The 25569-nt window shown below is 45.2% G+C and carries 22 protein-coding genes; 10 read left to right on the top strand and 12 right to left on the bottom strand.

The window, feature by feature from the left end:
• Window positions 1–37 precede the first annotated feature (37 nt).
• The 6 genes from R7Z10_RS08965 to pspF form a co-directional block, all read right to left on the bottom strand.
• Window positions 38–829 (bottom strand): ATP-binding cassette domain-containing protein, encoded by a 792-nt coding sequence (locus tag R7Z10_RS08965; RefSeq protein WP_005393308.1) that lies wholly within the window; start codon window positions 827–829, stop codon window positions 38–40.
• Window positions 826–1821 carry an oligopeptide/dipeptide ABC transporter ATP-binding protein gene (locus R7Z10_RS08970; RefSeq protein ID WP_005378126.1) on the bottom strand — a complete coding sequence of 332 codons (996 nt, stop codon included), beginning with the start codon at window positions 1819–1821 and terminating at the stop codon, window positions 826–828. The genes R7Z10_RS08965 and R7Z10_RS08970 overlap by 4 nt, the downstream gene beginning before the upstream one ends.
• Window positions 1821–2708, bottom strand: coding sequence for an ABC transporter permease subunit (locus R7Z10_RS08975; protein ID WP_005378123.1), 888 nt, complete (start codon window positions 2706–2708; stop codon window positions 1821–1823). Before R7Z10_RS08975 ends, R7Z10_RS08970 begins: the two co-directional genes overlap by 1 nt.
• On the bottom strand, window positions 2695–3657 hold the full coding sequence (locus R7Z10_RS08980; RefSeq protein WP_005378122.1) for an ABC transporter permease subunit: 963 nt from the start codon (window positions 3655–3657) through the stop codon (window positions 2695–2697). Before R7Z10_RS08980 ends, R7Z10_RS08975 begins: the two co-directional genes overlap by 14 nt.
• Entirely contained in the window at window positions 3657–5276 is a 1620-nt protein-coding gene (gene sapA / locus R7Z10_RS08985; protein WP_005378121.1) for an ABC transporter substrate-binding protein SapA, read from the bottom strand. The genes R7Z10_RS08980 and sapA overlap by 1 nt, the downstream gene beginning before the upstream one ends.
• Window positions 5277–5481: 205 nt before the next feature.
• Entirely contained in the window at window positions 5482–6489 is a 1008-nt protein-coding gene (pspF, locus tag R7Z10_RS08990) for a phage shock protein operon transcriptional activator (protein ID WP_017820869.1), read from the bottom strand.
• Window positions 6490–6721: 232 nt separating this feature from the next.
• Between pspF and pspA the strand changes: the two genes are divergently transcribed.
• The 7 genes from pspA (at window position 6722) to R7Z10_RS09025 (ending at window position 14061) form a co-directional block, all read left to right on the top strand.
• A complete protein-coding gene (gene pspA, locus R7Z10_RS08995) occupies window positions 6722–7393 on the top strand; it encodes a phage shock protein PspA (protein WP_005378119.1) in 672 nt (223 codons plus the stop codon).
• A 14-nt stretch (window positions 7394–7407) separates the two neighbouring features.
• Window positions 7408–7641 carry an envelope stress response membrane protein PspB gene (pspB, locus tag R7Z10_RS09000; RefSeq protein WP_005378117.1) on the top strand — a complete coding sequence of 78 codons (234 nt, stop codon included), beginning with the start codon at window positions 7408–7410 and terminating at the stop codon, window positions 7639–7641.
• Window positions 7634–8023, top strand: a complete 390-nt coding sequence (gene pspC, locus R7Z10_RS09005; RefSeq protein WP_025766867.1) for an envelope stress response membrane protein PspC — start codon at window positions 7634–7636, stop codon at window positions 8021–8023. The genes pspB and pspC overlap by 8 nt, the downstream gene beginning before the upstream one ends.
• A 161-nt stretch (window positions 8024–8184) precedes the next feature.
• On the top strand, window positions 8185–9216 hold the full coding sequence (locus R7Z10_RS09010; RefSeq protein WP_053307438.1) for an efflux RND transporter periplasmic adaptor subunit: 1032 nt from the start codon (window positions 8185–8187) through the stop codon (window positions 9214–9216).
• Window position 9217: 1 nt separating this feature from the next.
• A complete protein-coding gene (locus R7Z10_RS09015; RefSeq protein ID WP_005378112.1) occupies window positions 9218–10315 on the top strand; it encodes an efflux RND transporter periplasmic adaptor subunit in 1098 nt (365 codons plus the stop codon).
• Window positions 10312–13422, top strand: coding sequence for an efflux RND transporter permease subunit VmeI (gene vmeI / locus R7Z10_RS09020; protein WP_085569587.1), 3111 nt, complete (start codon window positions 10312–10314; stop codon window positions 13420–13422). The genes R7Z10_RS09015 and vmeI overlap by 4 nt, the downstream gene beginning before the upstream one ends.
• A gap of 72 nt (window positions 13423–13494) precedes the next feature.
• A complete protein-coding gene (locus R7Z10_RS09025; RefSeq protein ID WP_017634671.1) occupies window positions 13495–14061 on the top strand; it encodes a DNA-3-methyladenine glycosylase I in 567 nt (188 codons plus the stop codon).
• A 24-nt stretch (window positions 14062–14085) separates the two neighbouring features.
• On the opposite strand, the gene R7Z10_RS09030 is transcribed toward R7Z10_RS09025, so the two are convergent.
• The 4 genes from R7Z10_RS09030 to cls all read right to left on the bottom strand — a co-directional run bounded on the left by R7Z10_RS09030 (window position 14086) and on the right by cls (window position 18984).
• Window positions 14086–14946 (bottom strand): lipase secretion chaperone, encoded by an 861-nt coding sequence (locus R7Z10_RS09030; RefSeq protein ID WP_047100759.1) that lies wholly within the window; start codon window positions 14944–14946, stop codon window positions 14086–14088.
• Window positions 14947–14958: 12 nt separating this feature from the next.
• Window positions 14959–15888, bottom strand: a complete 930-nt coding sequence (locus R7Z10_RS09035; RefSeq protein WP_086013868.1) for a triacylglycerol lipase — start codon at window positions 15886–15888, stop codon at window positions 14959–14961.
• 224 nt (window positions 15889–16112) lie between these two features.
• Window positions 16113–17318 carry a cystathionine beta-lyase gene (locus R7Z10_RS09040; protein ID WP_042522027.1) on the bottom strand — a complete coding sequence of 402 codons (1206 nt, stop codon included), beginning with the start codon at window positions 17316–17318 and terminating at the stop codon, window positions 16113–16115.
• Between the two features lie 211 nt (window positions 17319–17529).
• Window positions 17530–18984 (bottom strand): cardiolipin synthase, encoded by a 1455-nt coding sequence (gene cls, locus R7Z10_RS09045; RefSeq protein ID WP_053303198.1) that lies wholly within the window; start codon window positions 18982–18984, stop codon window positions 17530–17532.
• A gap of 430 nt (window positions 18985–19414) precedes the next feature.
• On the opposite strand from cls, the gene R7Z10_RS09050 reads away from it, so the two are divergent.
• The 3 genes from R7Z10_RS09050 (at window position 19415) to R7Z10_RS09060 (ending at window position 22533) form a co-directional block, all read left to right on the top strand.
• Window positions 19415–20785, top strand: coding sequence for a sodium-dependent transporter (locus R7Z10_RS09050; RefSeq protein WP_042522154.1), 1371 nt, complete (start codon window positions 19415–19417; stop codon window positions 20783–20785).
• Between the two features lie 82 nt (window positions 20786–20867).
• Window positions 20868–21560, top strand: coding sequence for a TIGR01621 family pseudouridine synthase (locus tag R7Z10_RS09055; protein ID WP_213907082.1), 693 nt, complete (start codon window positions 20868–20870; stop codon window positions 21558–21560).
• 31 nt (window positions 21561–21591) lie between these two features.
• Window positions 21592–22533 (top strand): class I SAM-dependent methyltransferase, encoded by a 942-nt coding sequence (locus R7Z10_RS09060; protein WP_047100750.1) that lies wholly within the window; start codon window positions 21592–21594, stop codon window positions 22531–22533.
• Between the two features lie 213 nt (window positions 22534–22746).
• Here R7Z10_RS09060 and R7Z10_RS09065 read toward each other — a convergent pair whose 3' ends face one another.
• Together R7Z10_RS09065 and hcp are read right to left on the bottom strand one after the other, a co-directional pair.
• Window positions 22747–23802: a hybrid-cluster NAD(P)-dependent oxidoreductase gene (locus R7Z10_RS09065; RefSeq protein ID WP_025766859.1), complete on the bottom strand. Its 1056-nt coding sequence runs from the start codon at window positions 23800–23802 to the stop codon at window positions 22747–22749.
• Window positions 23803–23882: 80 nt separating this feature from the next.
• A complete protein-coding gene (gene hcp / locus R7Z10_RS09070) occupies window positions 23883–25544 on the bottom strand; it encodes a hydroxylamine reductase (RefSeq protein ID WP_258645916.1) in 1662 nt (553 codons plus the stop codon).
• Between the last annotated feature and the right edge of the window lie 25 nt (window positions 25545–25569).

Below are 25569 nucleotides of genomic sequence, written 5' to 3' on the forward strand. Positions count from 1 at the left end.
GGCTTCTTTACATTTGCACGATTACATCTTTGATAAGCTATTTTGTTTGATGGCTTGGCGCTTTATAAAAGTGGCTTTCGACTAATCGTTGAGTAATAGGATGCTCGGGATGAGTCAGTACTTGGTTGGTCTCGCCAAACTCGACCACTTCACCTTCATGCATCACCATCACTTTATCAGTAATATGCTTAACAATGCCAATATGCTGAGACACGTACACAAATGACAATCCCATCTCTTCTTGCAACTCGAGGAATAAGTTAATGATCTGCGAGCGCATTGCCATATCCAAACCGTTTAACGCCTCATCAGCGACAATGATGGAAGGTTGAAGAATAAGTGCACGAGCCAAACATACGCGCTGTTTTTGACCGGCAGCTAGCATTTGTGGATAAAAATAGGCGTGCTCAGGCAGCAATCCTACGCGGAGCAAGGTGTTCTTTACACGCTGCATGCGCGCATCTGGCGGCATGTTGGTATTTCGCTTTAGCGGACCTTCTAAAATACGACCAATCTGGATACGTGGGTTTAACGATGTGTTTGGATCTTGGAAAATCATGCGGATGAGCTTGCAGCGTGTCGCGTAATCTTTGTGCTCCAATCGTTCGCCATTCACACGGATCTCTCCGGAGCTTGGTTCAACAACGCCAGCAAGCATACGAGCTAGTGTGGATTTTCCTGACCCGTTTTGACCAATAAAACCAATAGTTTGTCCTGGCTCTAAAGTAAAGCTTACCGGTTTAACTGCCTCATTAACCTGACGTTTGAACAGACGGGAGCGCGTAACAAATTGCTTCGATAAATTATCGACTTCAAGTAACGCACTCATGACTTTTTCTCCGTGTTCAATGGAAAGTGGCAGTTAAATTTATGATTCTTAATTCGTCTGGTGTGTGGAATTTCTACACATTGTTTCTGCGCATATGGGCAACGTGGTCCGAGGCGACAACCGATAGGCAGATGCTGCAATGGCGGAATCGAGCCCGGTAGGGATTGGAGTTTTTGCTTGTGTGGTACCCAATCATTAAAGTCAGGCATCGCTTTAAGCAAGGCATCGGTGTACGGGTGCTTGGGTGCCGCAATGATTTTACTGGTATCGGCAGACTCCACCGACTGACCACAATACATTACCGTAATACGTCCTGCCCACTGTGTTATGGTCGCTAAGTCGTGGCCGATAAGCAAAATGGTTGTGTTATTAAGTTGGTTCATGCGGCTCAACAGACGCAAAATTTGCGATTGAGTAATTGGGTCTAAGTCGTTGGTTGGCTCATCTGCGATCAGCAACTTTGGTTTGGTCGCTATCGCCATGGCAATCATGACTTTTTGACACTCACCATCAGTCAGTTCATAAGGGTAGCTACCCATTAAACGCTTGTGATCTTTAATACCCACTTTATGCAAAAGCGCGATGGCCTGTTTTTTACGCCATTTAAATCGCTCCCACCATTTCCCTTCAAATGCGCGAGATGGAATGGATTCAATCAATTGACGCCCGACTTCCTCTGAAGGGTCAAGACAAGTTGAAGGCTCTTGGAAAATCATCGCAATATCACGAGCAATGACGCGCCGACGCTCTTTTGGTGTAAGCTGAAGCAAGTCAATATTGCCAAGGCGCATACGGTCTGCGGTGATGCGCCAGTTATCTTTACTTACCCCGACAATCGCTTTTGCAACTAAGCTTTTCCCTGAACCAGACTCACCTACAAGACCACGAATTTCGCCTTCGTTCAAAGTTAGGCTCATTCGGTCAACGGCTTTGACCAACCCTTGAGGTGTTTCGATCTCAATGGTCAAATGTCGAATATCTAACAACGGCATTATTCGATCCCCGCATTAAGCGCTTGACGTACACCTTCACCTACTAAGTTTAGGGTAATAACAGTAAACATGATGGTCAGGCCGGGTAGGGTCACTGTCCAAGGTGCAATATAAATAAGCTCGACAGAGTCACCTAATATTGCTCCCCACTCGGTGCTTGGTGCCTGTGCGCCTAGGCCAAGAAAACCCAGTGCCGTAATATCTAAAATCGCAGCAGAGAGCGCGAGTGTGATTTCAGCGGCAATGACCGTCAGAATGTTAGGAAGAATTGAACTCCACAGTAAGTAGAAATCATTAGCGCCATCAAGGCGTGCTGCCATTATGTAGTCTTTTTCAACTTCGGTGTGGACTGCGATATAAACGGAGCGAATAAAACGCGGAATCAAAGCCAAGCAGATTGCGAGTAAAATATTGAACCCACCAAAGCCTAGAAATGCCACAAAAATGATTGCTAATAAGAGCGACGGGATCGACATGACGGTATCGAGCAAGTGGTTGAGAGTACTCGACAGTAAGCCTTTCGTCATACCTGCCAATACGCCAATTAAACAGCCTACAACGGCAGCAATTGCGGTGATGGCGACAGCAGCGCCAAATGTCAGCTGAGAGCCCATAATCAGGCGCGAAAGAATATCTCTACCTAAGTCATCGGTCCCCAAAAAGTAATCAACCGTTCCTGCTGGAGCCCATGATGGCGGCACAAGCAACTCACCTGACTGTGCTTGGGCGTCAAATGGTGCAAGTAGGGGGGCAAAAATGGTAATAAGGACGATAAACACCAAGCACCACAAGCCAAACATGGCTAGTCCGTTGGCGCGGTAGCTTCGCCAAAAACGCTCAAACTGTGTTGGAATGCGCTCTTCCTGATAAACGTTATTTGTTAGCATACCATTCCTTTCGAACTAAAGGGTTAATCATCGCGCCAATCAAATCCGAGAGTATGTTAGCGGTAAGAACCAAAGTCGCAAGTACCATCACGCCAGCTTGGATAGATGCATAGTCTTGGCTTGCTAGCGCATCTAAAAGCCAACGACCAATACCTGGCCAGTTAAAAATAGACTCCGTGATGATAGCTAAGGTAATCATACTCGAAAGTTGAACACCAACTTTGGGAATGATAGGCGGTATCGCATTCCGCAATACATGTTGAGTTACGATTTCGCGGTTCGAAAGACCTTTGATTCTCGCTGCACGGATGTAGTTTTGGCTCATCACTTCCGCTACCGAGGAGCGCATTAGTCCGACAACCTGGGTGGTTGGAGCCAAAGCAAGCACCAAACATGGCAGCACCATATGCTCAATGACGCTTTGCAGTGCGTGAGCGCGGTATTCACCTTTCGCCATGAATGCGTCGATAATGGCAAATCCGGTTACATGATCAATTTCGTAAAGCAGGTCATATCGTCCTGCCACGGGAAAGAGTTGGTACTCTAATGAAAAAACCATGATAAGTAACAAAGCCACCCAAAAAATTGGGGCGGAATAACCAGACATCGACATGAATGAAATGCTGGTGTCGAGCCATTTACCTTGCTTCATCCCAGCCACGGTTCCAAGTGGAATACCGATCAAAAGGGACACCAAAAAGGCAAAAAAGCACAGTTCCAAAGTGGCAGGGAATACGACGGCGAGCTCGTCATAAATCGCGTTGCCGTTTTTACTTATGCCAAAATCAAGCTGAGAAAGGTTGATTAAGTAAGTTTGCCAACCAGACCAAAAATCAACGTTTGCCCAGTGCGAGAGAGGGTCAAGGCGAAGCAGAGAAAAACCCACTAATGTAAGGATCATCAAAGTGATGATAAATAGGTTAAAGCGTCGAACGGTATACCAAAACATCAGTGAATTCTCTCAACTCTATCAAACGGTTGGGCATTGAAAGGGCTTGATTTGAAGCCTGTCAGCGATTTGTCGTGCACACGGAACTGCACGCCATGCGCCAGAGGAATAACCGGGAACTCTTGATTCAAAATGTTCTGTGCTTGGCGATATAGGTTCAAACGGTAACGCGGTTCTTGAGTTTCTAACGCCAAATCGAGCAAGAAATCGAAGTCATCGTTACACCACATGGACACGTTAAGGCCAACGCGGTCAGATTCGCAAGATAGTAAAGGGCGGAAAAAGTTGTCAGGATCCCCGGTATCACCAATCCAACCTGTTAAAAGTAAATCGATATCGTTGATGTTCTCCAAATCCACACGTTCAAACCTATCATCGGTAAGTAGCGTTAATTTAACCCCAATATCGGCAAAATTCGCTTGGATTAGCTCCGCGGTCTTGCGAGGGCTTGGGTTAAAAGCACGTGGTTCAAGTGGTACCCACATGGTCAATTCTAGGCCGTCTTCGTAGCCTGCATCTCGAAGTAGTGCCAATGCATAATTCCGGTCATAACGAATTTTTACACTGTCTTTTTGATAAGCCCATGAATTAGGTGGTAGCAAGGTATAAGCTTGGGAGCCAGTTCCGTAGTAAACCGAATCTAAAATATTTTGACGGTTGATCGCTAAGTTAAGTGCTTGGCGAACTCGAGCATCACTCAGCGCGGTGGTTTCTGTGTTTATCGCAATAAAGGAAACGTTGTTAGCTGGTGTAGCCGTCAGCTCAAGGTTGTCATTTTCTTGAATGACAGGTATTTGGCTCGAAATAGGTGAAGAGAGTACGTCACACTCGTTTCTTAAAAGTTTAGCTAATGTACCCGTGCCTCTGTGAGATATATCGAACACCACTTGTTCCATTTTTGCTGGTGACTTCCAGTAATTAGAATGACGCTCTAATCGAATCAAATCGTTCACTTGGTACTCTTTTAATTGATAAGGGCCGGTACCGATAGGAAGTTGGTCGATTTCTTCTTTATGATCTTTTGCTGCCAATTGCTGTCCGTACTCCGCAGACAAGATAACCGCATGACTGGTGGCAATATTGGCCAAGAAAGAAAAGTTTGGCTGAGATAACGTAAACCTTACCGTATGCTCATCTATTGCAACCACGTCTTGGAGTAGGTTTTGAAAATCTAACCCTGCAAACCATGGATAAAAACCACCACCTACTTGGTGAAAAGGATGGTCTACATCGATGATTCGCTTGAAGCTAAATACCACGTCTTTTGCATTCAATGGGCGAGTGGGTGCGAACCAAGGCGTGGTTTGGAATTGAACACCACGTTTAAGCTTAAACGTGTATTCCGTCCCTGATTCATTTACTGACCAACTCTCGGCGATGCTTGCCACGGGCTGATGTGATTTAGGATCGAGCGTGAGCAGCGTATCGTACAGCTGCGGGCTCAGAGCCTCTGCGGTAATACCGCTATCAATAAGCTGAGGGTTAAACGTGGTCGGCTTACCTTGTCCGCAAAACACAAAGCCAGCTTTGCGAATATCATTGTGGTCAATTTCATCGCCACAAGCGGTCAGTAGGCTAATCCCAATAAGGCTCAGCGATAATCTTATAAAAGCATTCATAATATGAAATGTTCATTGGATCTTGCTCGTTTCGTTTGATCTTACTCTTTCAAAGCTAACAAGCGAAAATGATCTCGCTAATTTATCACCTTTGTGAACTCGCTCCAAACATAAAATCCATACACTGTAAGGTGTTATGCCATAAATGCATGCGAATTAGAGCGCAGTCACGAGCTCGTGTATTGATTGAGTACTCTCGGTCAAGTTAGCTTTGTCCGACCAAACCATATTTTCTAACCATCCCTCGTAATTGGTGATAGCTCAAGCCAAGTAGCTCGGCTGCTTGTCGTTGATTAAACTTGGCTTCTTCCAATGCACGATTGAGTAAATGGATATCTTGTTCCTCTTGCCATTGTTTATAGTCTAGAGGGAATTGGATGGTGTTGCTTGATGCTTCCTCTTCTTGTTGTTCTGCTTGTTTTGCACTATGGCCAAGCGCGCTGTGCCAAACCGTTTCAAAGGGATTGAAAACCAGTTCATCAATTGGGTGAGCATTCAGACCATGTTGGTAAATCGCACGTTCAATCACGTTTTTTAGTTCGCGGACGTTACCGGGCCATTCATATTCAATAAGCGACTGCTGCGCTTTTGGGGTAAAACCGACAAAGTATTCCAGTTGCAGTTCACGACACATTTTCATCGCGTAGTGCTCTGCTAAAGAGAGAATGTCTTCTTTGCGCTCGCGAAGAGGCGGCAACATAATGACATCGAAGGCTAGCCTGTCGAGCAGATCTGCACGAAAATCACCTTGCTCTGCCAATTTTGGTAGGTCGGCATTGGTTGCACAAACAAGTCGAACATCCGCATTGAGAGCGGTATGACCGCCAACTCGCTCATATTCACCATATTCAATGACACGTAATAGCTTTTCTTGAACTAAAAGTGGTGCGGTTGCCAGTTCGTCAAGAAACAAAGTACCGCCCTCGGCACGCTCGAAACGCCCTTTATGTTTACCTTTAGAGCCCGTGAAGGAGCCGGATTCATGTCCAAACAATTCGGAATCTATTAGCCCTTCGCTTAATGTCGCACAGTTGAGTGATAGTAGTGGTTTATCCCAACGTCTTGATAAATAATGCAAACGCTGAGCGATGAGTTCTTTACCCGTACCTCGTTCACCAATGATGAGGACAGGGCGCTCAATGGGTGCAAGTTGTGATACTTTATCTAGTACAGCGAGAAAAGCAGGTGATTCACCAATCAGGTTTTGCTTCATAAAGTCCTTCTTATTTAACAGCCGAGCCATGATTTAGAGATAGAGTTGGTAAATTTCACCAACAGTTGGTGAAAAACATCATAGCACAATAGTGTGTAACGACAACAAAATGAATAACAATCTGATTTAAAAGAAAATTATAAGTTGGCACGTTACTTGTTATATATTCAGGGAGACACAAGGTTAATCACCACCTTGTCGAGTTTTAATAGGAAAAAAGAGGAGTTCCGTTATGGGTATTTTTTCTCGATTTGCAGATATCGTTAACTCAAACATCAGTGCATTACTGGACAAGGCGGAAGATCCTGAAAAAATGATCCGTCTTATCATTCAAGAAATGGAAGACACACTTGTTGAAGTGCGTACTAACTCGGCTAAAGCGATTGCAGACAAGAAAGAGTTGGCTCGTAAGGTTGAAACGTTAGAAGAGCAAATTGGCGAATGGGGCCAAAAAGCGAGCTTAGCATTAGTTAAAGAGCGTGAAGATCTAGCTCGTGCAGCGTTAATTGAAAAGCAAAAGCTAGAGCAAGTGATTAAGGGCCTCCACACTGAGCAAACCTTAGTGGAAGAAACGATCGATAAGCTTACTGGCGAGATTGGTAAGTTGGAAAGCAAAATTGCTGAAACGCGCGCAAAACAGCAAGCACTAGCAATTCGTAACCAAACTGCATCTAACCGTCGTGATGTGCAAAAACACCTGCACACTAGCCGTACTAATGAAGCGATGGCGAAATTTGAGCAGTACTCACGTAAAGTGGATGAAATGGAAGCGGAAGCAGACCTGTATGCTCAAACTGGTAATGCTAAATCGCTAGAACAAGAGTTTGCAGAGTTGCAGGCACAAGACGAAATTGAAAAAGAGTTGGCAAAACTGAAAGAACAGATGTCATCGAAAGATAAATAAGAAAGGAGCCATTTATGTCGGCATTTTTTATAGCAGGACCAGTGATTGTCTTTTTAATCTTTGTCGCTCCACTATGGCTCTTCTTACACTATCGCAGCAAACGCAAAACAGATAGTGCACTGTCGAGCCAAGATTTAGAGCGCCTTCAGGTACTATCTGAAAAAGCGGAAGCGATGCAGTCCCGAGTTGATACATTGGAGCGCATCTTGGATGCTGAGTCACCAACATGGAGACGAAAGTATGAATAATCGAGAACTGTATCGTGATCCAGTAAATGGCAAAATCTCCGGTGTTTGCGCCGGAATTGCCAACTACTTTGGTGCAGAAGTTTGGTTGATTCGTATTGTAGTGATTTCTGCAGCGCTGTTAGGTGGTACGTTTTTGGTATTGTTAGCGTACATCGCGATGGCGTTTATGTTAGAAAAGCAACCAGTAACGTATTCTGAAAATATCAGAGCTCAGCAAGAGCATACGCTCAAAAGTAAGCCTTGGCAGAAAGGGCAAAGCCCTGATCAACTGCTCAGTGTGTTGGAAAGGGATTTTGACCGTCTTGATGGCAAAATTCGTAACATGGAAGCTTATGTTACGTCTGATACATATAGGGTGAACAGAGAATTCAGTAAGCTCTAGGCATTTTGTATCCAAAGAAGATTTAACTGAAGCAGGCATAAAGCCTGCTTTTTTATCACAAATTACTAATTTTAAAGCACTATTAATCTTTTCTGCTCTGGAAGTTCGTTCAAAATTCATCTACTTTAAAAATAATCCCCCAATTTTTATGGATGAATGTAATGAGAAAATTGCTCATTCCTATTGCCATCTCGGCTGTCTTGTCGGGGTGCGGCAAAGAACTTCCTCCTGTTCCTGAACCTGAATCGCGTCCTGCGAAGCTATTTACAGTATCTGTTGGCAATGCCCAGTTTGAGCGACATTTTCCTGCCACGACGGAAGCTGGCGATAGAGCAGTACTGACATTTCGAGTTCCAGGGCTTCTTCAAACGATAGAAGTGAATGAAGGTCAAGTCGTCAGTAAAGGTGATGTTTTGGCGTCATTAAACCCAGATGAATATTCTCTGCTCGAACAGCAAGCTCGGGCAAATTTTTTGCTCGCAGATGTGCAATACAAGCGATACCAAAAGCTACGTAAAGACCAAGTAGTATCTGAGCAAGATTTTGATGAGGCAAAAGCGAACCACAACTCGGCAAAAGCTCAATGGAATCAAGCAAAGGCAAACTTAAGATATACCAAACTTGTCGCGCCATATGATGGCACCATTTCGTACATTCCAGCAGAAAACCATGAATATGTTGCCGCGAAAGAAGGGGTGATGAATATTCAGTCCAACCAACTCCTCAAAGTGATATTCCAAATCCCAGACTATCTTCTAAATCGTTACACGCAGGGGAGCGATGTCTCTGCCAGAATGATATTTGATGCGTTCCCCGAGCAAGCCTTTGACTTAACCTTTCAGGAAATCGATACTGAAGCCGACCCTAAAACGGGCAGTTACAAAGTTACGATGGTCATGGAGCGACCAGCAGAAATAGGCCTTTTGCCGGGAATGTCTGGCAATGCTTACCTCCTGTCCAAAAGTGCAGGAGCGACAAAGATTCCTAACTCCGCGTTGCTAGAAGAGAACGGCAAAACATACGTTTGGCGTGTCGATGAGCAAGGCATTGTGTCCAAAGCCGCAATTGAGATGAATGACAAAAATCAAGTGTTAGCCGGGCTTAACGATGGCGACCAAATCATTATCTCGGGTGTCAGTGTAATTGAACCCGGAATTAAGGTAAGAGCGTGGATTAAGGAAAGAGGGTTGTAATATGAAAGGAATCATCTCTCTAGCGACTTTACTTTCAACGCTTTTTCTCGTTGGCTGTGGGGATAAGGCGCCAGAAAAAGAGCTCGAAACGCCACGAGTTAGAGTTACGTCATTAGCGGGAAACAAGGTGGACGACAACTTGTACTTCCCTGCGGTTGCGAATGCAGCGGATCGCTCTCATTTGAGCTTCAGAGTGGCAGGAGAAGTCAGCCGCATCATGGTAAAAGAGGGCGACAAAGTCACGAAGGGTGATGTTATTGCAACGCTAGATCCCACTGACTATGAGTTGGATGTAGATAATGCGAGTGCGCGTTTTTCTGTTGTCGACAGTCAGTATCGCCGCTCACGCCCTTTGGTTGATAAAGGCCTATTAGCTAAGTCTCAGTTTGATGAAATTGCAGCACAACGACAAATCGCCTTAGCTGAGCTTCAGTTAGCCAAACTTCGTCTATCATTTACTGCCTTAAAAGCGCCCGTGGATGGGATTATTTCGCGAGTTAATATCGACCAATTCGAAAATGTTCAAGTCGGACAGCATATCGTTAATATTCACAGCTTGGAGCGAGTCGAAGTGTTGATTCAGCTTCCAGACCGCCTCTATGTGAACCAACCGCCAACGGAAGAAAGACTCACAGCGATCAAAGCATTGGTGCGCGTGCCCAGCGGTAACGAATATAACGCGACGGTAAAAGAATTTACGACCGAACCCGATCCAACAACAGGTACGTTTACTGTCACACTGTCGCTTCCTATGCCGGAAGAAGAGTACATCCTAGATGGGATGGCTGTTGAAGTAACGTCTAAAGACGAGAATGTTGGGCTTGATCTCAACCTAGGAATTAATGTCCCTATCGAAGCCATTTTTAATGCGGATGGTGACGAGCTGGGGCGCGAAAACAAATTTGTTTGGGTACTGAATGACGACAATACGGTATCGCGCAAACAGGTGCGAGCAGGTAAGGCATCTAAAACGTCCATTCAAATCCTTGATGGTCTCATGCTCAAAGACAAAGTTGTGATTGCCGGTGTTTCTCGATTAAGGGATGGCATGAAAGTGGAAGTGATACAGGAAATGGCTACGCAGGAGGCCGGTCTATGAGCGATCTTAATAAATCAGTGCCTCAAAGTGATGATGATGTGACCGGTATTGCTGCGTACTTCATCCGAAATCGCGTCATCAGTTGGATGGTCGCACTGATATTTTTGATTGGTGGTATCGCCGCATTCTTTGGTTTAGGGCGTCTTGAGGACCCTGCTTTTACTATTAAAGATGCGATGGTAGTGACCTCTTACCCTGGTGCGACACCGCAACAAGTCGAAGAAGAAGTGACGTATCCAATCGAAAAAGCGATTCAGCAGCTTACTTATGTTGATGAAGTAAATTCGATTTCTAGCCGAGGCTTATCTCAAATCACGGTCACGATGAAGAACAATTATGGCCCTGATGATCTACCACAAATTTGGGATGAGTTGCGCCGTAAAGTGAACGACCTTAAAGGGACGTTGCCTCCAGGTGTGAATGAACCTCAAGTGATCGATGATTTTGGTGATGTTTACGGGATTTTGTTAGCGGTGACTGGCGACGGTTATAGCTATAAAGAGCTACTGGATTACGTCGATTACTTACGCCGAGAGCTCGAACTGGTTGATGGCGTGAGTAAAGTTTCGGTATCTGGGCAACAGCAAGAGCAAGTGTTCATCGAAGTATCGATGAAAAAATTGAGCAGTATAGGTCTTGCTCCGGATACCGTGTTTAATCTTCTTTCGACGCAAAACGTAGTTTCTGACGCAGGAGCGATCAGAATTGGTGACGAGTACATCAGAATTCAGCCGACTGGCGAGTTCCAGAGTGTGGATGAGCTAGGCGATTTGTTGATTACTGAGTCGGGTGCTCAGGGGCTCATCTTCTTGAAAGATGTGGCGGAAATAAAACGTGGTTACGTAGAAGTCCCGAATAATATTATTAATTTTAACGGCAGCCTCGCACTAAACGTGGGTGTTTCTTTTGCTGAAGGCGTCAACGTCGTTGAAGTCGGAAAAGCGTTTGATCATCGCCTTGCAGAGCTAAAGTACCAACAACCTGTCGGTATCGAAATTTCGGAAATCTATAGTCAGCCGAAAGAAGTGGATAAATCGGTTAGCGGTTTTGTTGTGAGCTTGGCTCAAGCTGTCGGTATCGTCATTATCGTACTTCTGTTCTTTATGGGGCTACGTTCAGGTCTGCTTATCGGTTTAATTTTACTGCTGACGGTGTTGGGTACGTTCATTTTCATGAAGTATCTCGCGATAGATTTGCAGCGGATTTCATTAGGTGCCTTGGTTATCGCGTTAGGTATGTTGGTGGACAATGCAATCGTTGTGGTTGAGGGGATTTTGATTGGTACTCAAAAAGGGCGAACTCGACTCCAAGCAGCGACCGACATTGTTACCCAAACAAAGTGGCCATTACTTGGGGCAACTGTGATTGCGGTAACTGCATTTGCGCCAATTGGACTGTCTGAAGACTCTACGGGTGAATACTGTGGCACTTTGTTTACGGTTCTGCTGATCTCTTTAATGTTGAGCTGGTTTACCGCTATCTCGTTGACACCATTCTTTGCTGACATCTTCTTTAAAGGCCAGAAGATTAAACAAGGTGAAGGGGAAGAAAATGATCCATATAACGGGGTTATTTTCGTTATTTATAAAAAGTTTCTTCAGTTTTGTATGCGTCGTGCTTGGTTTACCGTTGTGGTGCTGATTGCGGGATTAGCGGCAAGTGTTTACGGGTTCACCTTTGTGAAGCAAGCGTTTTTCCCATCGTCGACAACGCCGATTTTTCAGTTAGATGTATGGATGCCAGAAGGAACTGATATTCGAGCAACTAACACAACGCTTAAAGAGTTAGAAAGTTGGTTAGCTAAGCAAGAGCATGTTGACCATATCACGACGACCGCGGGTAAAGGTTTACAGCGCTTCATGTTAACGTACGCGCCAGAGAAAAGTTATGCGGCTTATGGTGAGATAACCACTCGTATGGAAAATTACGAAGCGTTAAAACCATTAATGGCGAAGTTTCGAGAGTATTTAAAAGCCAACTACCCAGAAATCAATTACAAGCTCAAACAGATTGAGTTAGGCCCTGGTGGTGGTGCAAAAATTGAAGCGCGTATTATTGGCTCAGATCCAACCGTCCTTCGTACGATAGCCGCTCAGGTCAAGGACATCATGTACGCCGACCCTCAGGCAACAAATATCAGGCATGATTGGCGTGAACGAACCCAAGTTCTTGAACCTCAGTTTAACGAGAGTCAGGCACGTCGCTATGGCATTACCAAATCGGACGTCGATGATTTCTTGTCCATGTCATTCTCTGGAATGACGATAGGCTTATACCGAGACGGCACGACGCTCATGCCTATCGTGGCTCGTTTACCAGAAGATGAGCGCATTGATATTCGTAACATCGAAGGCATGAAAATATGGAGTCCAGCACAGAGTGAGTTTATCCCACTTCAACAAGTCACAATGGGTTACGACATGCGTTGGGAGGATCCTATCATCGTACGTAAGAACCGTAAGCGTATGCTCACTGTGATGGCAGACCCTGATATTCTAGGTGAAGAAACCGCATCGACGTTGCAAAAACGTTTACAGCCCCAAATCGAAGCGATTCAAATGCCTCCTGGCTATTCACTAGAGTGGGGTGGTGAATACGAATCTTCAGGTGATGCTCAAGAGTCACTGTTTACTACTATGCCAATGGGGTACTTGTTCATGTTCTTGATCACTGTATTCCTATTTAACTCTATCAAAGAGCCACTCATTGTTTGGCTTACCGTGCCACTGGCGTTAATTGGTGTCACCACCGGTTTGTTGGCACTCAACACGCCGTTTGGTTTTATGGCATTGCTCGGCTTCTTAAGCTTATCGGGAATGGTGCTCAAAAATGGCATCGTATTACTGGACCAAATTGAAATTGAAATGAAGTCCGGTAAAGAGGCTTATGACGCGGTCGTTGATGCTGCGGTAAGTCGCGTCCGTCCCGTTTGTATGGCTGCTATCACGACGATCCTTGGTATGATCCCACTGTTGCCAGATATTTTCTTCAAACCAATGGCGGTTACGATTATGTTTGGTTTGGGTTTTGCGACAGTCCTGACACTGATTGTCGTGCCAGTGTTGTATCGTTTGTTCCATAAAGTGGCAGTACCGAAACAGGCTTAGTGCTACTGATATAACGATGAAAAATATCGCGCCTCTAGCTCATCAGTTAGAGGCGCTTTTTAAGGAAGAATAATGACAGAACAAAAAACGTGTGCGTGGGCGATGAATCACCCATTAGAGCGCGAATATCATGATTCCGAATGGGGCGTGCCAGTATATGACGACCAAGTCCTGTTTGAATTTATTACTTTGGAAGGTGCGCAAGCTGGTCTTAGTTGGATCACCATCCTTAAAAAGCGCGAAGGTTACAGAGAAGCGTTCGAGAATTACGATCTAGATGCGTTGGAACAAAGAAATGAAGAACGCGCTGAATACATCGTGGAAAACTTCGATGTTGTAAGGCATCGCGGAAAGATTAACTCGGTTTTCAGTAATGCCAAAGCGGCCAAAGCGTTAATTGCTGAATACGGAAGTTTATCAGACGCGTTGTGGCAGTTCGTGGACGGCGAACCAATCATTAATCAATGGCAACATATGAGTGACGTGCCAGTTTCGACAGAGCAATCCAAAGCCATGAGTAAATTCCTAAAAAAGAAAGGCTTCAAGTTTGTCGGTGAAACCATCTGTTATGCTTTCATGCAAGCCGTCGGCATGGTGGATGACCATATCGTTGGATGTCCTAAAAAGCAGAATAAGTAACGTTTGGCTATTAAGCTAATGTTGTTAGTTCTGGCTATCATGAATACGTTCCAAAGCTTCGATTCGACGCCATTGAGTGGCATCGAAGCTTTGTTTTCTTAAAGCAATGATTTCTGCCTGTTTTTCGTCTTGCCCTAGAAAATCTCTATTCAGAATATTTTGACGCTGCTTTAAGTAAGTGGCGAGTTGAGTCTCAAATGATTCTCTTTGCTCATCAAGTTTTTGCAGCCTCTGCGCTCCGGCATCTCCTACCAGAGCAACACGGGCGATGTACTTGTCTTGTGAATCAAGCTGAGAAGCTTGCTCGAGCTGCTTTGCTAATGCGTTATTGCGTTCACTTTCTCGTATGTAATCCGGTTGTTCTGATAACGCTTGATTGAGAAGGTGTTCTTGACTCTCGATATCCGATGCCTGTGTTTTAATCGTCAGCTTTTCTAAAGCAAGTTGGCGAAGTCGGTTTTCTTCGTCAAACAATTGGGTTATCTGCGCCTCGCTAAAGTATTGAAGCTGTAAGTTCAGTATTGCTTCATTCAGCATGGTTAACTGTTCAAGCGTTAGGTGATTGTGCTCAAAAGGCTCTAATGCAGAGAGTGCTTGCTTGTAGGAAAGGTAGGTTTGAAAAAGTTTGGCATCAATATTCAGAGTTTGCTTTGCTAAAGTGTCATCATTGACTTCCGCTTTGATCGTATCGAGATCTTCTTCGCCCAGCCGGCTAAGAGAATATTCGAAGAAATCTTTTGGGGAAGAGACATCGGCGGCTATATCTTGCTGAGATGGCGAATGGTTAGAGGTTATCTCTTGTTGTTTGTCGCTTTGCAACAGAGAAAGCGCTCCCACGCCAAATATCGAGAGCAGGATAAAAGTGGTGAGAGCGACTTTCTTCATTGTGATGACCTCTTATAAACCTTGAAGTTTGAGACGATTTGCATGTTGGCGATAAAGCGTGACTGGATCGGTTTCAAAAAGATGATGAATACCGAGTAGACCGTTAATTTCATCCAAATGGTTCATTTGATAATCATCACGTATGACTTTGCCTAAATGTGTGCTGCACGCACCAACTAAGCCATCATTCGGCCCATCAAAGGCTAAGCCAAGTACCATCATGGCAGCGTCAGTCGGATCGAAAACGTTTGTAAAAGTGGATGATCCGGTCCATGAGTAGTAATAAACGCCATTTGAAGCTAGCAAGTCGCCATTACCACATTCACTGGTAGGGACTCCCTCTGGGTAGTGCTGGTTAAACGCCAATGATCCTTCCGTGGTCAAGGCTGCTAATGAGGCTAAAGGGTCTTGGTCGAGATCAGAACCACCTGATAGAAGATTAATAAGAGTGGTTAAACCTTGCGCCAGTTTTACCGCGAGCTGCTCACTCCCCGAACCCTCAGATACGGTGCCACGAACTAAATCGGCTACTTTAGACCCTTTATTAACGCCTCCTATACTCGTAACTGATGCGACTAGGTCAGGACGGACAGAGGCAACATAGCGCGTTGTTGGACCACCATGACTGTGACCAATGAGATTGACTTTCTCTGCGCCTGTAGCTGCAAGTAAGGTTTCTACTTGAGCAAGCAGTTGCTCCCCTCGAACTTCGCTGCTATTGGTCGCGGATACCTGTGCAACATAAACTTTAGCACCATCTTTTGTTAAGGAATGTGGTATTCCGAAAAAGTAATCAACGCCTGCCAGGGTATCAAAACCAAACAAACCGTGAACCAAGACAATCGGATACTTGGTTTGGGTATAACCTGTCGCAGCGTATACGGAGGTTATTGGGACGGTAACTAAGGTAAAAAGCATTAGCGCTATAAATTTGAGTTTCAAAACTATCTCCTTGTGGTATGACCTCTTATGAATGATAAAAAGTAGGAGAGAAACTCTAAATTTGAAAAGCCTATTTATGGCACATTATTTCATTCTGTGACTGCTCAATTGAAAAACAACACAAATGATTAACATTAATTAATGGTTCGGGCGAATGTTAGTTAATTCTAATTAAGTCAGAGGGTTATAAAAACGCCCCGCAATGCAGGGCGATTCAATCATTGTTATAGGGAGGCTTCTTTTTCAAGCATTAAGGCATTATAACGCGCAAAACCAGCCTCTAAATCAGCGATCAAGTCATTTACGTCTTCTAAGCCAATATGAATACGAACCAAAGTACCTTCAAAGTGTGGGTGAGCTACGGTTCTCAGGCTGTTAAAGCTCTTAGGTTCGTTAGCTAGAATGAGGCTTTCATAACCGCCCCAAGAGTAACCCATACTGAAGTGTTTCATACCATCAAGCAGAGCCGTCGTCGCTTTTGGATAAGACGTTTTGAGAACAAATGAAAACAAGCCGTTTCCACCTGTGAAGTCTCGTTTGAAAAACTCATGGCCAGGGCTTGTTTCTAAAGCTGGATGGCGGACATGATCAACTTCTGGGCGAGAAGCGAGCCACTGAGCGACTTTTAAACTGCTTTCTGCGTGCTGTCTTAGGCGAACATCCAACGTGCGAATACCTCGAAGACCTAGGTATGCGTCGTCAGGAGAAACGCACTGACCCATCAGGTAGCTTTGTTCACGAAGCTGATCCCAATACTTTTCAGAAGCCACAGCAGTACCTAGCATGACATCTGAATGTCCAACAATATACTTAGTTGCCGCTTGAATGGAAATGTCTACGCCATGCTCGAAAGGAGAGAAGTTCACGCCTGCTCCCCATGTGTTGTCAAGCATCACGATGATATCTTGCTCGTGGGCAATGCGCGCTAATGTAGGTACATCTTGGACTTCCATGGTTATTGAACCAGGAGACTCCAAGAAAAGGACTTTGGTATTCGGCTGAATCAAGTCTCGGATACCTTCACCGATCATTGGGTCATAATAGGTGGTTTCGATGCCCATTTTCTTCATTATGGTGTTACAAAAGTCACGAGTTGGTTCGTAACAAGTGTCCACCATTAGAATGTGATCGCCAGTTTCAACGAAAGAGAGGATGGCGTTTGAAATTGCTGCCGTTCCACAAGGGTAAAGCGCGCAACCAGCTCCACCTTCAATCTCAACCATTGCGTCTTGGAAAGCAAAGTGCGTGTTGGTGCCTCGGCGACCATAAAACAACGTTTTGTTTGCACGATTAATGGTGGCTTGGTTCTTTTCTGCAACGGTATTGAATACCACAGTTGAAGCGCGTTGAACGGGTGGGTTTACAACACCATTTGTCCACTTTTTATCGCGGCCAGCGGTAATGAGTTTGGTTTTTTTTCCCTCTGACATAAAAGTTCCCTGTCTTAAATATTGCGGTTTTGAATATTTAAAACATGGACGACGTAGGTTATGCAAGGGAAAAGTCGACTATCAGCCAATAACAGCCAAGATGAACAGGTAATGATGTCGAGAGGTATCGTGTAGATAGGGAGCTAAAAGAACAAACCTCCAGCAGGATGCATGTAGCGCTGGAGGTTTTTTAGTCGGTGTATTTGAGGTATTAGAGGAGTGGGTTGAAGAGATAGAACACTCGCTCTAAGAACCGAGAAAATAGGCTCCTTTTCTCCCACTCTTCCAATACAACAGTGTGAGATTGCTTAATATAGCTATCTTGTAACCAAGACATTTGCTTGGTGAACTCTTCGTCATCAACGGCGAGGGTCACTTCGAAGTTCAGCCACAAGCTGCGCATATCCATGTTTACGGTGCCAACTAAACAGAATTGGTCGTCAATTACGACAGATTTTGTATGCAGCAAACCACCATAAAACTCATAAATCTTGACCCCTGCACTCAAGAGCTCACTATAAAAAGCGCGTGACGCCCATTGCACCATCATAGAGTCATTTTTATGGGGAATAATGAGTTCAACGTCAATGCCTCGTTGTGCTGTCATCTTTAACGTTTCGAGTAAATCAGCATTGGGCACGAAATATGGTGTTGTGATTCGTACCGAGCGATTGGCTTGGTTTATTGCCAATGTTAATACTTGATAGATCAGATATTCCGGCATACCTGGGCCAGAAGGCACAACCTGAATAGGGTGTTGGAATTCACTCTCATCGATTTTACATTCAGGTAGTCTCGGTAAATGGCGTTCGCCAGTTTCGACTTCCCAATCCCAACAGTGGATGGCACTCAATACGTTTACCGTTGGTCCCGTAATGCGAACCATGATGTCCACCCAATGCCCAACGCCACTATTTTGCTTGAAGTAAGCCGGGTCAACCAAGTTCATTGAACCGGTATAAGCAATTTCATCATCAATTACGATGATCTTGCGATGCTGGCGAAGATCAAGACGACGTAAGAAAATACGCCACATCTTCACTTCTAACGCTTGAATAACTTCAATTCCAGCATCCTGCATCATTCGATACCAAGGACTTCTGAAAAAACGCGGGCTACCTGCTGAATCGAGCAATAGCTTGACATCTACGCCGCGTTTAGCCGCTCGGATAAGTGCAGAAGCGACAGAGTCAGCCAAACCACCTGGATGCCAAATGTAGAATACCATTCGAATACTGCTCTGCGCGTTTTCGATGTCTTCAATAATGGAATGCAAAATCTCATTAGGTGACTGTTGCAGCGACAATGTATTACCGCTCAATGCGGGAAGACCAAGGCGGTTGTTACATAGTTCATCAATTCGGTAGATGTGCCTTCCCATCGTTTCTGGGTTGTGCGCGTTACAGTCGTTAAGCTGACTGAACCACTTCTCAAATGGTGTAAACATCTCTTTTGCGCGTTCGGCCCGTTTTCTGCCTAAGTTCAGTTCACCGAAGAGGAAATAACACGCGACACCCAGAACGGGAAGGATATAAATGATCATTAGCCAAGCTAAAGACACGCTCACTGCACGGCGCTTTAAAACGACACGAATGGTCACACCTGCGACCAATAACCAATATAGCCCGATGCCAGCTAAAGTAAGAAAGTGATAAAACTTGTCCATATACGCTCAGAGTAATATGCCCTTCTAGGATATTAAGCATAAAAGTGGGTTGGGGGAATAGATTTCCCATTTAGACATGGGATTGACCTTATATGAGGAACGAATTTCTTAACAGCTGATTCTGTTATTTTAATGTGAAAAATAAGGTCATTCTTTAACTTTTGAACAAAAAAGCAGCATTTAACCTGCGTAACTCGACACTTGTGCGATAAATGTACTTTTTTGGGGTTCCAATTTTAAAGGGGAGCTGCTTTACTTTCTAGACATAGTGCGTCGAACGCTTATTTTATAAGTGTACAATAATTTTTACATAAACTTTTTAGACGCCTATCTCTATGCATACACAACAAACTAATTTTGGAGAAAAAGCGTGGCTACAACTAATACAGCAGCACCACGTGATACGTGGGGGTCTAAACTAGGCTTCGTAATGGCAGCAGCGGGTTCCGCTGTCGGTTTAGGCAATATATGGAAATTCCCTTACACAGCAGGTGAGAGTGGCGGCGGTGCATTCGTTGCTATCTATCTTATCTTTGTAATTTTTATCGGCTTTAGCGTGATGCTGACAGAGTTCGCTATTGGTCGTAAGACAGGTCTTTCTGCCGTAGGTGCATTCAAAACAACTGACCGACGCTGGACGTTCACTGGCGTTATGGGAGTCTTCAGTGGTCTTTTGATCATGGGCTTCTACCCTGTGGTTGGTGGTTGGGCATTGGCCTACATCTTTAAAGTGGGTGGTGGTCTACTCAGCGCGCCAGAAGCAATTGGCGACAGCTTTGGCGGTTTCATCTCAGATCCGATTCAACCTTTAATGTGGATGGGTGTTTACCTGTTCCTTAACGTCATGATTGTGATGAAAGGGATCTCGGGTGGTATTGAGAAAGCCGGTAAGGTTCTGATGCCGCTTTTGTTCTTAATCCTAATCGTTGTTTCTGTTAAAGGCTTGATGCTGCCAGGTGCAATGGCTGGCCTTGAGTTCTTGTTCATGCCGGACTTTTCTAAAGTCGACAGCAATGTGGTTCTTGCTGCACTAGGGCAGGCGTTCTTCTCACTTAGCTTAGGTATGGGTTGTATGATGACGTACGGTTCTTACCTGAAGAAGAAAGAGAACCTAGTTCAAACAACCGGTATGGTTACTGCGATGGATACAGGTGTAGCGATTCTTGCTGGTGTTGCTATGTTCCCAGCTATGTTTGCCTTTGGCATGGAGCCTGCGGCAGGCCCTGGTCTTGTATTCGTTGTCGTTCCTCAACTATTTGCTGAAATGGGCGGTGTGATTGGGTTGCTATTCGCGTTGCTATTTTTCATCGGCTTGACGGTGGCGGCATTAACTTCTTCAGTATCACTATTGGAAGTTGTCGTGTCTTACCTAATCGATGAGAAAGGCATGAAGCGCTCTAACGCGGTTCTGTCTGCAAGTGCAGTTATGGCGGCATTATGTATTTTTGCGTCACTATCGTTAGGTGGAATGGGGCCAACGCTGTTTGGTACAGGTGCCTTTGATATCTTCGACTTGCTAACGGACAAAATCTTCCTAGCGGTTGGTGGTATGTTGGTTTGTATCTTTGCTGGATGGCGCCTAAGCCGTGCTGAGCTAGAAAAAGAGATCACTAATGACGGCGAAGTATCCTTCCCGTTATTTGGATTGTGGTACAACCTAGTTAAATACCTGATTCCTGTTGCGATTGCTATTGTTGCCTTCATGGGGATTAAGTCTGGCTTTGATAGTGGCAAAGGTGAAATCATGCTGCTGGGTATCGCAATCATTGGTCTTGCTGGCATTTTCTCGAAGAAGCTTTAGCAAAGACCTTGGGGGCAAGCCTCGATAGCTTTGTCCGGTAACTTATGTATACTGCTGGCTCCAAACGTGGAGCCAGTTTTTTATGTTCGATATTCTACATACCCATCCCGATTTTCTGATCATCAATAAGCATCCCAACGTCTCTGTTCATAAAGACGATGGCGACACAATGCTGCTGCAAGAAGTGGCTAAGCAGAGTGGTGATCAGCAGCTCTATCTTATCCATCGCTTGGATAAAATGACATCGGGTATTCTGCTCCTCGGACGCAACGCCAAAGCGGCCAGTGCATTATCGCAAGCTTTTGCTGACCGCCAAGTGGAAAAGTTCTATCTGGCGATTGGCTCTAAAAAGCCGAAAAAGAAACAAGGTTTGGTCGTTGGTGATATGGAGCGTTCGCGCCGTTCATCATGGAAGCTGGTCAACAGCAAAAATAACCCAGCCGTCACCCAGTTTTTCTCTCTTGCGGCAGAGTCCGGAGAGCGCCTATTTTTATGTAAGCCACACACTGGTAAAACGCATCAAATCCGCGTGGCATTAAAATCGGTTGGCTCAGGTATTGTTGGCGACCCGATTTACAATGCAGGCAATGAGGCTGATCGCGGTTACCTGCATGCATTTTCACTTTGCTTCCAATACCGAGATGAGCAATATCGCTTTGTTTGCGATCCACGAGAATACCAAGTGCTGGGTAACAAATGGCACAGTGAAATCGTCTCTCAGGGTTTGGATACTTGGCTTTCCCCTTGGGAACTGAACTGGCCTACGATCAAATAACCGTCACAAAGAAAACTAATAAGAGAACTCGATGCAAGCATCACAACTTCCGCTGTTCTTTCAGCATCTAGAAACCGAGCTCGCGCAAGCTCCTAACGAAATTCGTCGACTGTTTCATGGTCGTGGCCGTCGTTTTGAGGGCCTAGAGCAAATCACCTGTGATTGGTTACAAGGTCAGTTGATCATCAACTTGTTTAAAGAAGTCGACGACGCGTTTCTCGCTGAGCTGAAAAGCAGCCTCAATGCGTTGGCACAATCACCACTGTGGGCAGACAAGCAAGGTCGCACTATGGTTCTTCAGCACCGTTATGCCGATGGTGCGCCTTCAGAAGTGCTTGTCGGTGAATTAGACGCTCGCCCTGTCGTTGAAGAAAGCGGTTTGAAATACCAATTGGATATTGGCCGCAATCAAAACTTCGGTCTGTTTTTGGACATGCGCTACGGTCGTGATTGGGTTCGCGAAAATGCGAAGCAAAAAAACGTGCTCAACTTGTTTGCTTACACGTGTGGCTTTTCTGTCGCTGCCATTGCGGGTGGCGCAGATAAAGTGGTTAACGTCGACATGGCAAAAGCGTCGCTGTCTAAAGGTCGTGAGAACCACAAGCTAAATGGTCATAACATCAACCAGGTAAGCTTTATGGGGCACGATATCTTTAAATCGTGGGGTAAGATTAAAAAATCTGGTCAGTATGACTTGATTATCATCGATCCGCCTTCATTCCAGAAAGGCAGCTTTGCGCTGACGAAAGATTACAAAAAGATTCTACGTCGATTGCCGGATTTGTTGGCAGACGGCGGTCAAGTGATGGCATGTGTGAACTCGCCATCTGTGACAAGCGACTTCTTGATTGAAAGCATGAAAGAAGAAGCGCCAGAGTTGACATTCCGTGAGCGTCTGGATAACCCACCAGAGTTTATGGACGTAGACAGCGAAGCAGCATTGAAAGTGTTGCTGTTTAGCGAGAAGCAATGACGACGAAACGAAAGTTGTACCTATCTATAATACCAGCCGTTTGAGTACGGCTGGCATTTCCGCGATACCCCGTCAATCTGAATAGCGAGACGCGAGTGTGATTCAGAGTCTATTATCAGAATGAGTTATTCTTAACACGCTGATATTAGGTTCCTGATCTCGCCTAGGCTCGCCGGAATGACGGGAAACAATAAAAGATTGATACCAGCAGCATTAACCGATCTGCACTTCAAGATCCGCTTCGATGGTTGATGAGCAGGCGAGCACATAGCCTTGTTCAATTTCTTCTGGCGTCAATGTTTCTAGGCTGGTGGAAGAGACGTTGCCTTTACGAACCTTGCATTTACACGAGCCACAAATCCCGCTTCGACAAGCGACGATTAATGGTAAACCTGCGCCTTCGAGCACATCGGCCAGTACCTGACCTTTTTGCGCATCGATGCTTTGAGCAAAATCAGGAACAGAAACGTTAACCGTCTCATCGGAGACCGATGTTTCTGCGCCAGTCGCAGGCGTAAAACTCTCTTGGTAGAAGTTCGTCATGTCAAAACCAAGGTCATTCAAATAGCCGTGAACATCTTGCATAAACTGGCTTGGACCACACAGGTAAACGGTGCGTTGCTTGAAATCAGGAACAAGCTCTTTAAGCCAGTCGGCATTCAAACGACCTTGTGGGTGTGACGTTCCTTCGCGGTTTTTCAGCAACAGCTTTAAATGGAAGTTGGGATACACAGCGTCGAACGTTTCTAGCTGATCGTAGTAAATCGTCTCTTCTGGGCTGCGTGCGATATGAAGAAATGCGATGTCCACATCGTTGTCGTCTTCATCTTGATTATTCAGCCAGTGTTTTGCCATCGAAAATACGGGCGTGACGCCGCAACCTGCACTGATAAGCAAGGCTTTTGTTTCGCCATTACGTAAAACGGGTGGGTGGTCAATGCAGTTAAACTCGCCCGCTGGTGGTAATGCTTGAACGGTATCACCGAGCAGCAGCGAGTCAACGATGTAGTTCGATACTTTACCGCCAGATACTCGTTTGATGGTGAGTTGAAGGTGATCGTCTTCATTGATAGAGCTGATTGAATAGGCACGAAACTCCATTTTTCCATCAATTTCGACGCCTAAGTTAATAAACTGGCCTGGCTTAAACTGAAACAGAAGTGATTCGGTTAGTTCGGCCAATTTGATGCTGACGGTGTCGTGTGTTTCGAAGTATTTGTCGATGCAACGGAGTGTGACGGGTTGGTTACCTTGCCATTCAAAAAACATAACAATCTCTTTGGTTGTGGCTATTTTTAGTTCGAAATAGATAGTGCCTCCACGTAAGGAGGCGCGAACAAGCAAGTTTATTAAGCTGCTAGGATGGCTTTTAGATCATCCTGAACATTGCCAATACTGCGCATATCGAACTTCTCTTGGATGATGGCGATTAGGTTTGGCGTTAGGAATGCCGGTGCAGTAGGGCCTGTGTAAATGCCTTTCACGCCCAATGCAAATAGCGTTAGCAAGATAACGATCGCTTTTTGCTCGAACCAAGAAAGCACAAGCGTGAGTGGTAGTTCATTGATATCACAGTCAAACTCTTTCGCCAGTGCAAGTGCAAGCTGGATTGCAGAGTAAGCATCGTTACATTGGCCCACATCCAATAGGCGAGGGATGCCGTTGATATCTCCGAACGTATTCTTGTTGAAGCGGAACTTACCACACGCCAAGGTCAGGATTAGCGTGTCTTCTGGCGCTTCAGCCGTAAAATCGGTGTAGTAGCTGCGTTCCGCTTTATCACCATCACAACCGCCGACTAGGAAGAAGTGTTTGATGTTGCCTTGCTTCACTTGGTCGATAACCGTAGGGGCGGCGTTCATCAGTGCATTGCGACCAAAACCAACCGTGATGTGGTGTTCGATTTCATCGTGTTGGAAACCGTCTTGCGCTAGAGCACATTCAATCACTTGGCTAAAATCATCGCCTTCGATGTGAGCCACACCAGGCCAGCCAACAATACTACGAGTGAATAAACGGTCTGCGTATTGACCCACATTTGGATTCAACAAGCAGTTTGACGTCATTACGATTGCACCAGGGAAGTTTGCGAATTCTTTCTGTTGGTTTTGCCATGCGCTGCCGTAGTTGCCGACAAGATGAGGATATTTCTTCAGCTCAGGGTAGCCGTGTGCAGGCAGCATTTCACCGTTGGTATAAACGTTAATGCCCTTGCCTTCGGTCTGTTGCAGGATTTTTTCTAGGTCATGCAAATCATGGCCAGAAACAAGAATACATTTGCCTTTTACTGGCTTGACGTTCACCGTGGTTGGTTCTGGATGGCCGAAGGTCGTTGTTTCACCTTGGTCGAGCATTTCCATCACTTTGTAGTTCATCAGGCCGATGCGCATTGAGCAATCAAGTAGTTCGCCAAGATCTTCAGGGTCTGTGCCCAACCACGCCATGATTTCATGGTATTCGGCATAGATATCGTTGTTGGTTTGCTCAAGAACACGTGCGTGCTCCATGTATGCTGCGGCACCCTTAAGGCCGTATAGGCAAAGTAGGCGTAGGCCAATAACATCTTCATGTACTTGGTCCTTACCACGGTTAACCGCGACTTGAGGAGCAAAAGCTAAGATTGCTTCTGCGCTATTTGGTAGCTCAAAGTGAGCAACAACAGGGATGTCAGCAACTTCGGTATCGGCGAGTGTTGCAGCAGACATTACTTGCTCTTTTAGCAATGCTTTGTACGTTGCCGCTTGAGAAGTTAGCTCTAGGACACGTTCAGGGTCAAAGTTTACGTTCGTCAATGTAGAGAAAAATGCCTTTGGTGCCCATTGGTTGATTTCATCGTTAATGATGTTGAATTCAAGTGCTTTTGATGCCCAAAAAGAAACCCCTTGCAGTGTGTAAACCAACACATCTTGAAGGTCAGATACTTCAGAAGTTTTACCACACATACCTTGTGCAAAAGAACAACCTTTAACAGCAGGGGTTTGAATTGTCTGTTCACATTGAATACAGAACATATTGGGTTCTCCAGTGATTGTTTTA

The organism is Vibrio sp. Vb1018, from assembly GCF_033338775.1.
Taxonomy (GTDB): domain Bacteria; phylum Pseudomonadota; class Gammaproteobacteria; order Enterobacterales; family Vibrionaceae; genus Vibrio; species Vibrio alginolyticus.

Coding starts and splice junctions, on each gene's coding strand:
- vmeI (WP_085569587.1), top strand. CDS start 10,312: ATGAGCGATCTTAATAAATCAGTGCCTCAAAGTGATGATGATGTGACC.
- R7Z10_RS09025 (WP_017634671.1), top strand. CDS start 13,495: ATGACAGAACAAAAAACGTGTGCGTGGGCGATGAATCACCCATTAGAG.
- R7Z10_RS09010 (WP_053307438.1), top strand. CDS start 8,185: ATGAGAAAATTGCTCATTCCTATTGCCATCTCGGCTGTCTTGTCGGGG.
- R7Z10_RS09030 (WP_047100759.1), bottom strand. CDS start 14,946: ATGAAGAAAGTCGCTCTCACCACTTTTATCCTGCTCTCGATATTTGGC.
- R7Z10_RS09050 (WP_042522154.1), top strand. CDS start 19,415: ATGGCAGCAGCGGGTTCCGCTGTCGGTTTAGGCAATATATGGAAATTC.
- cls (WP_053303198.1), bottom strand. CDS start 18,984: ATGGACAAGTTTTATCACTTTCTTACTTTAGCTGGCATCGGGCTATAT.
- sapA (WP_005378121.1), bottom strand. CDS start 5,276: ATGAATGCTTTTATAAGATTATCGCTGAGCCTTATTGGGATTAGCCTA.
- pspC (WP_025766867.1), top strand. CDS start 7,634: ATGAATAATCGAGAACTGTATCGTGATCCAGTAAATGGCAAAATCTCC.
- pspF (WP_017820869.1), bottom strand. CDS start 6,489: ATGAAGCAAAACCTGATTGGTGAATCACCTGCTTTTCTCGCTGTACTA.
- pspA (WP_005378119.1), top strand. CDS start 6,722: ATGGGTATTTTTTCTCGATTTGCAGATATCGTTAACTCAAACATCAGT.
- R7Z10_RS08975 (WP_005378123.1), bottom strand. CDS start 2,708: ATGCTAACAAATAACGTTTATCAGGAAGAGCGCATTCCAACACAGTTT.
- R7Z10_RS08970 (WP_005378126.1), bottom strand. CDS start 1,821: ATGCCGTTGTTAGATATTCGACATTTGACCATTGAGATCGAAACACCT.
- pspB (WP_005378117.1), top strand. CDS start 7,408: ATGTCGGCATTTTTTATAGCAGGACCAGTGATTGTCTTTTTAATCTTT.
- R7Z10_RS08965 (WP_005393308.1), bottom strand. CDS start 829: ATGAGTGCGTTACTTGAAGTCGATAATTTATCGAAGCAATTTGTTACG.
- R7Z10_RS09055 (WP_213907082.1), top strand. CDS start 20,868: ATGTTCGATATTCTACATACCCATCCCGATTTTCTGATCATCAATAAG.
- R7Z10_RS09060 (WP_047100750.1), top strand. CDS start 21,592: ATGCAAGCATCACAACTTCCGCTGTTCTTTCAGCATCTAGAAACCGAG.
- R7Z10_RS09040 (WP_042522027.1), bottom strand. CDS start 17,318: ATGTCAGAGGGAAAAAAAACCAAACTCATTACCGCTGGCCGCGATAAA.
- R7Z10_RS08980 (WP_005378122.1), bottom strand. CDS start 3,657: ATGTTTTGGTATACCGTTCGACGCTTTAACCTATTTATCATCACTTTG.
- hcp (WP_258645916.1), bottom strand. CDS start 25,544: ATGTTCTGTATTCAATGTGAACAGACAATTCAAACCCCTGCTGTTAAA.
- R7Z10_RS09015 (WP_005378112.1), top strand. CDS start 9,218: ATGAAAGGAATCATCTCTCTAGCGACTTTACTTTCAACGCTTTTTCTC.
- R7Z10_RS09065 (WP_025766859.1), bottom strand. CDS start 23,802: ATGTTTTTTGAATGGCAAGGTAACCAACCCGTCACACTCCGTTGCATC.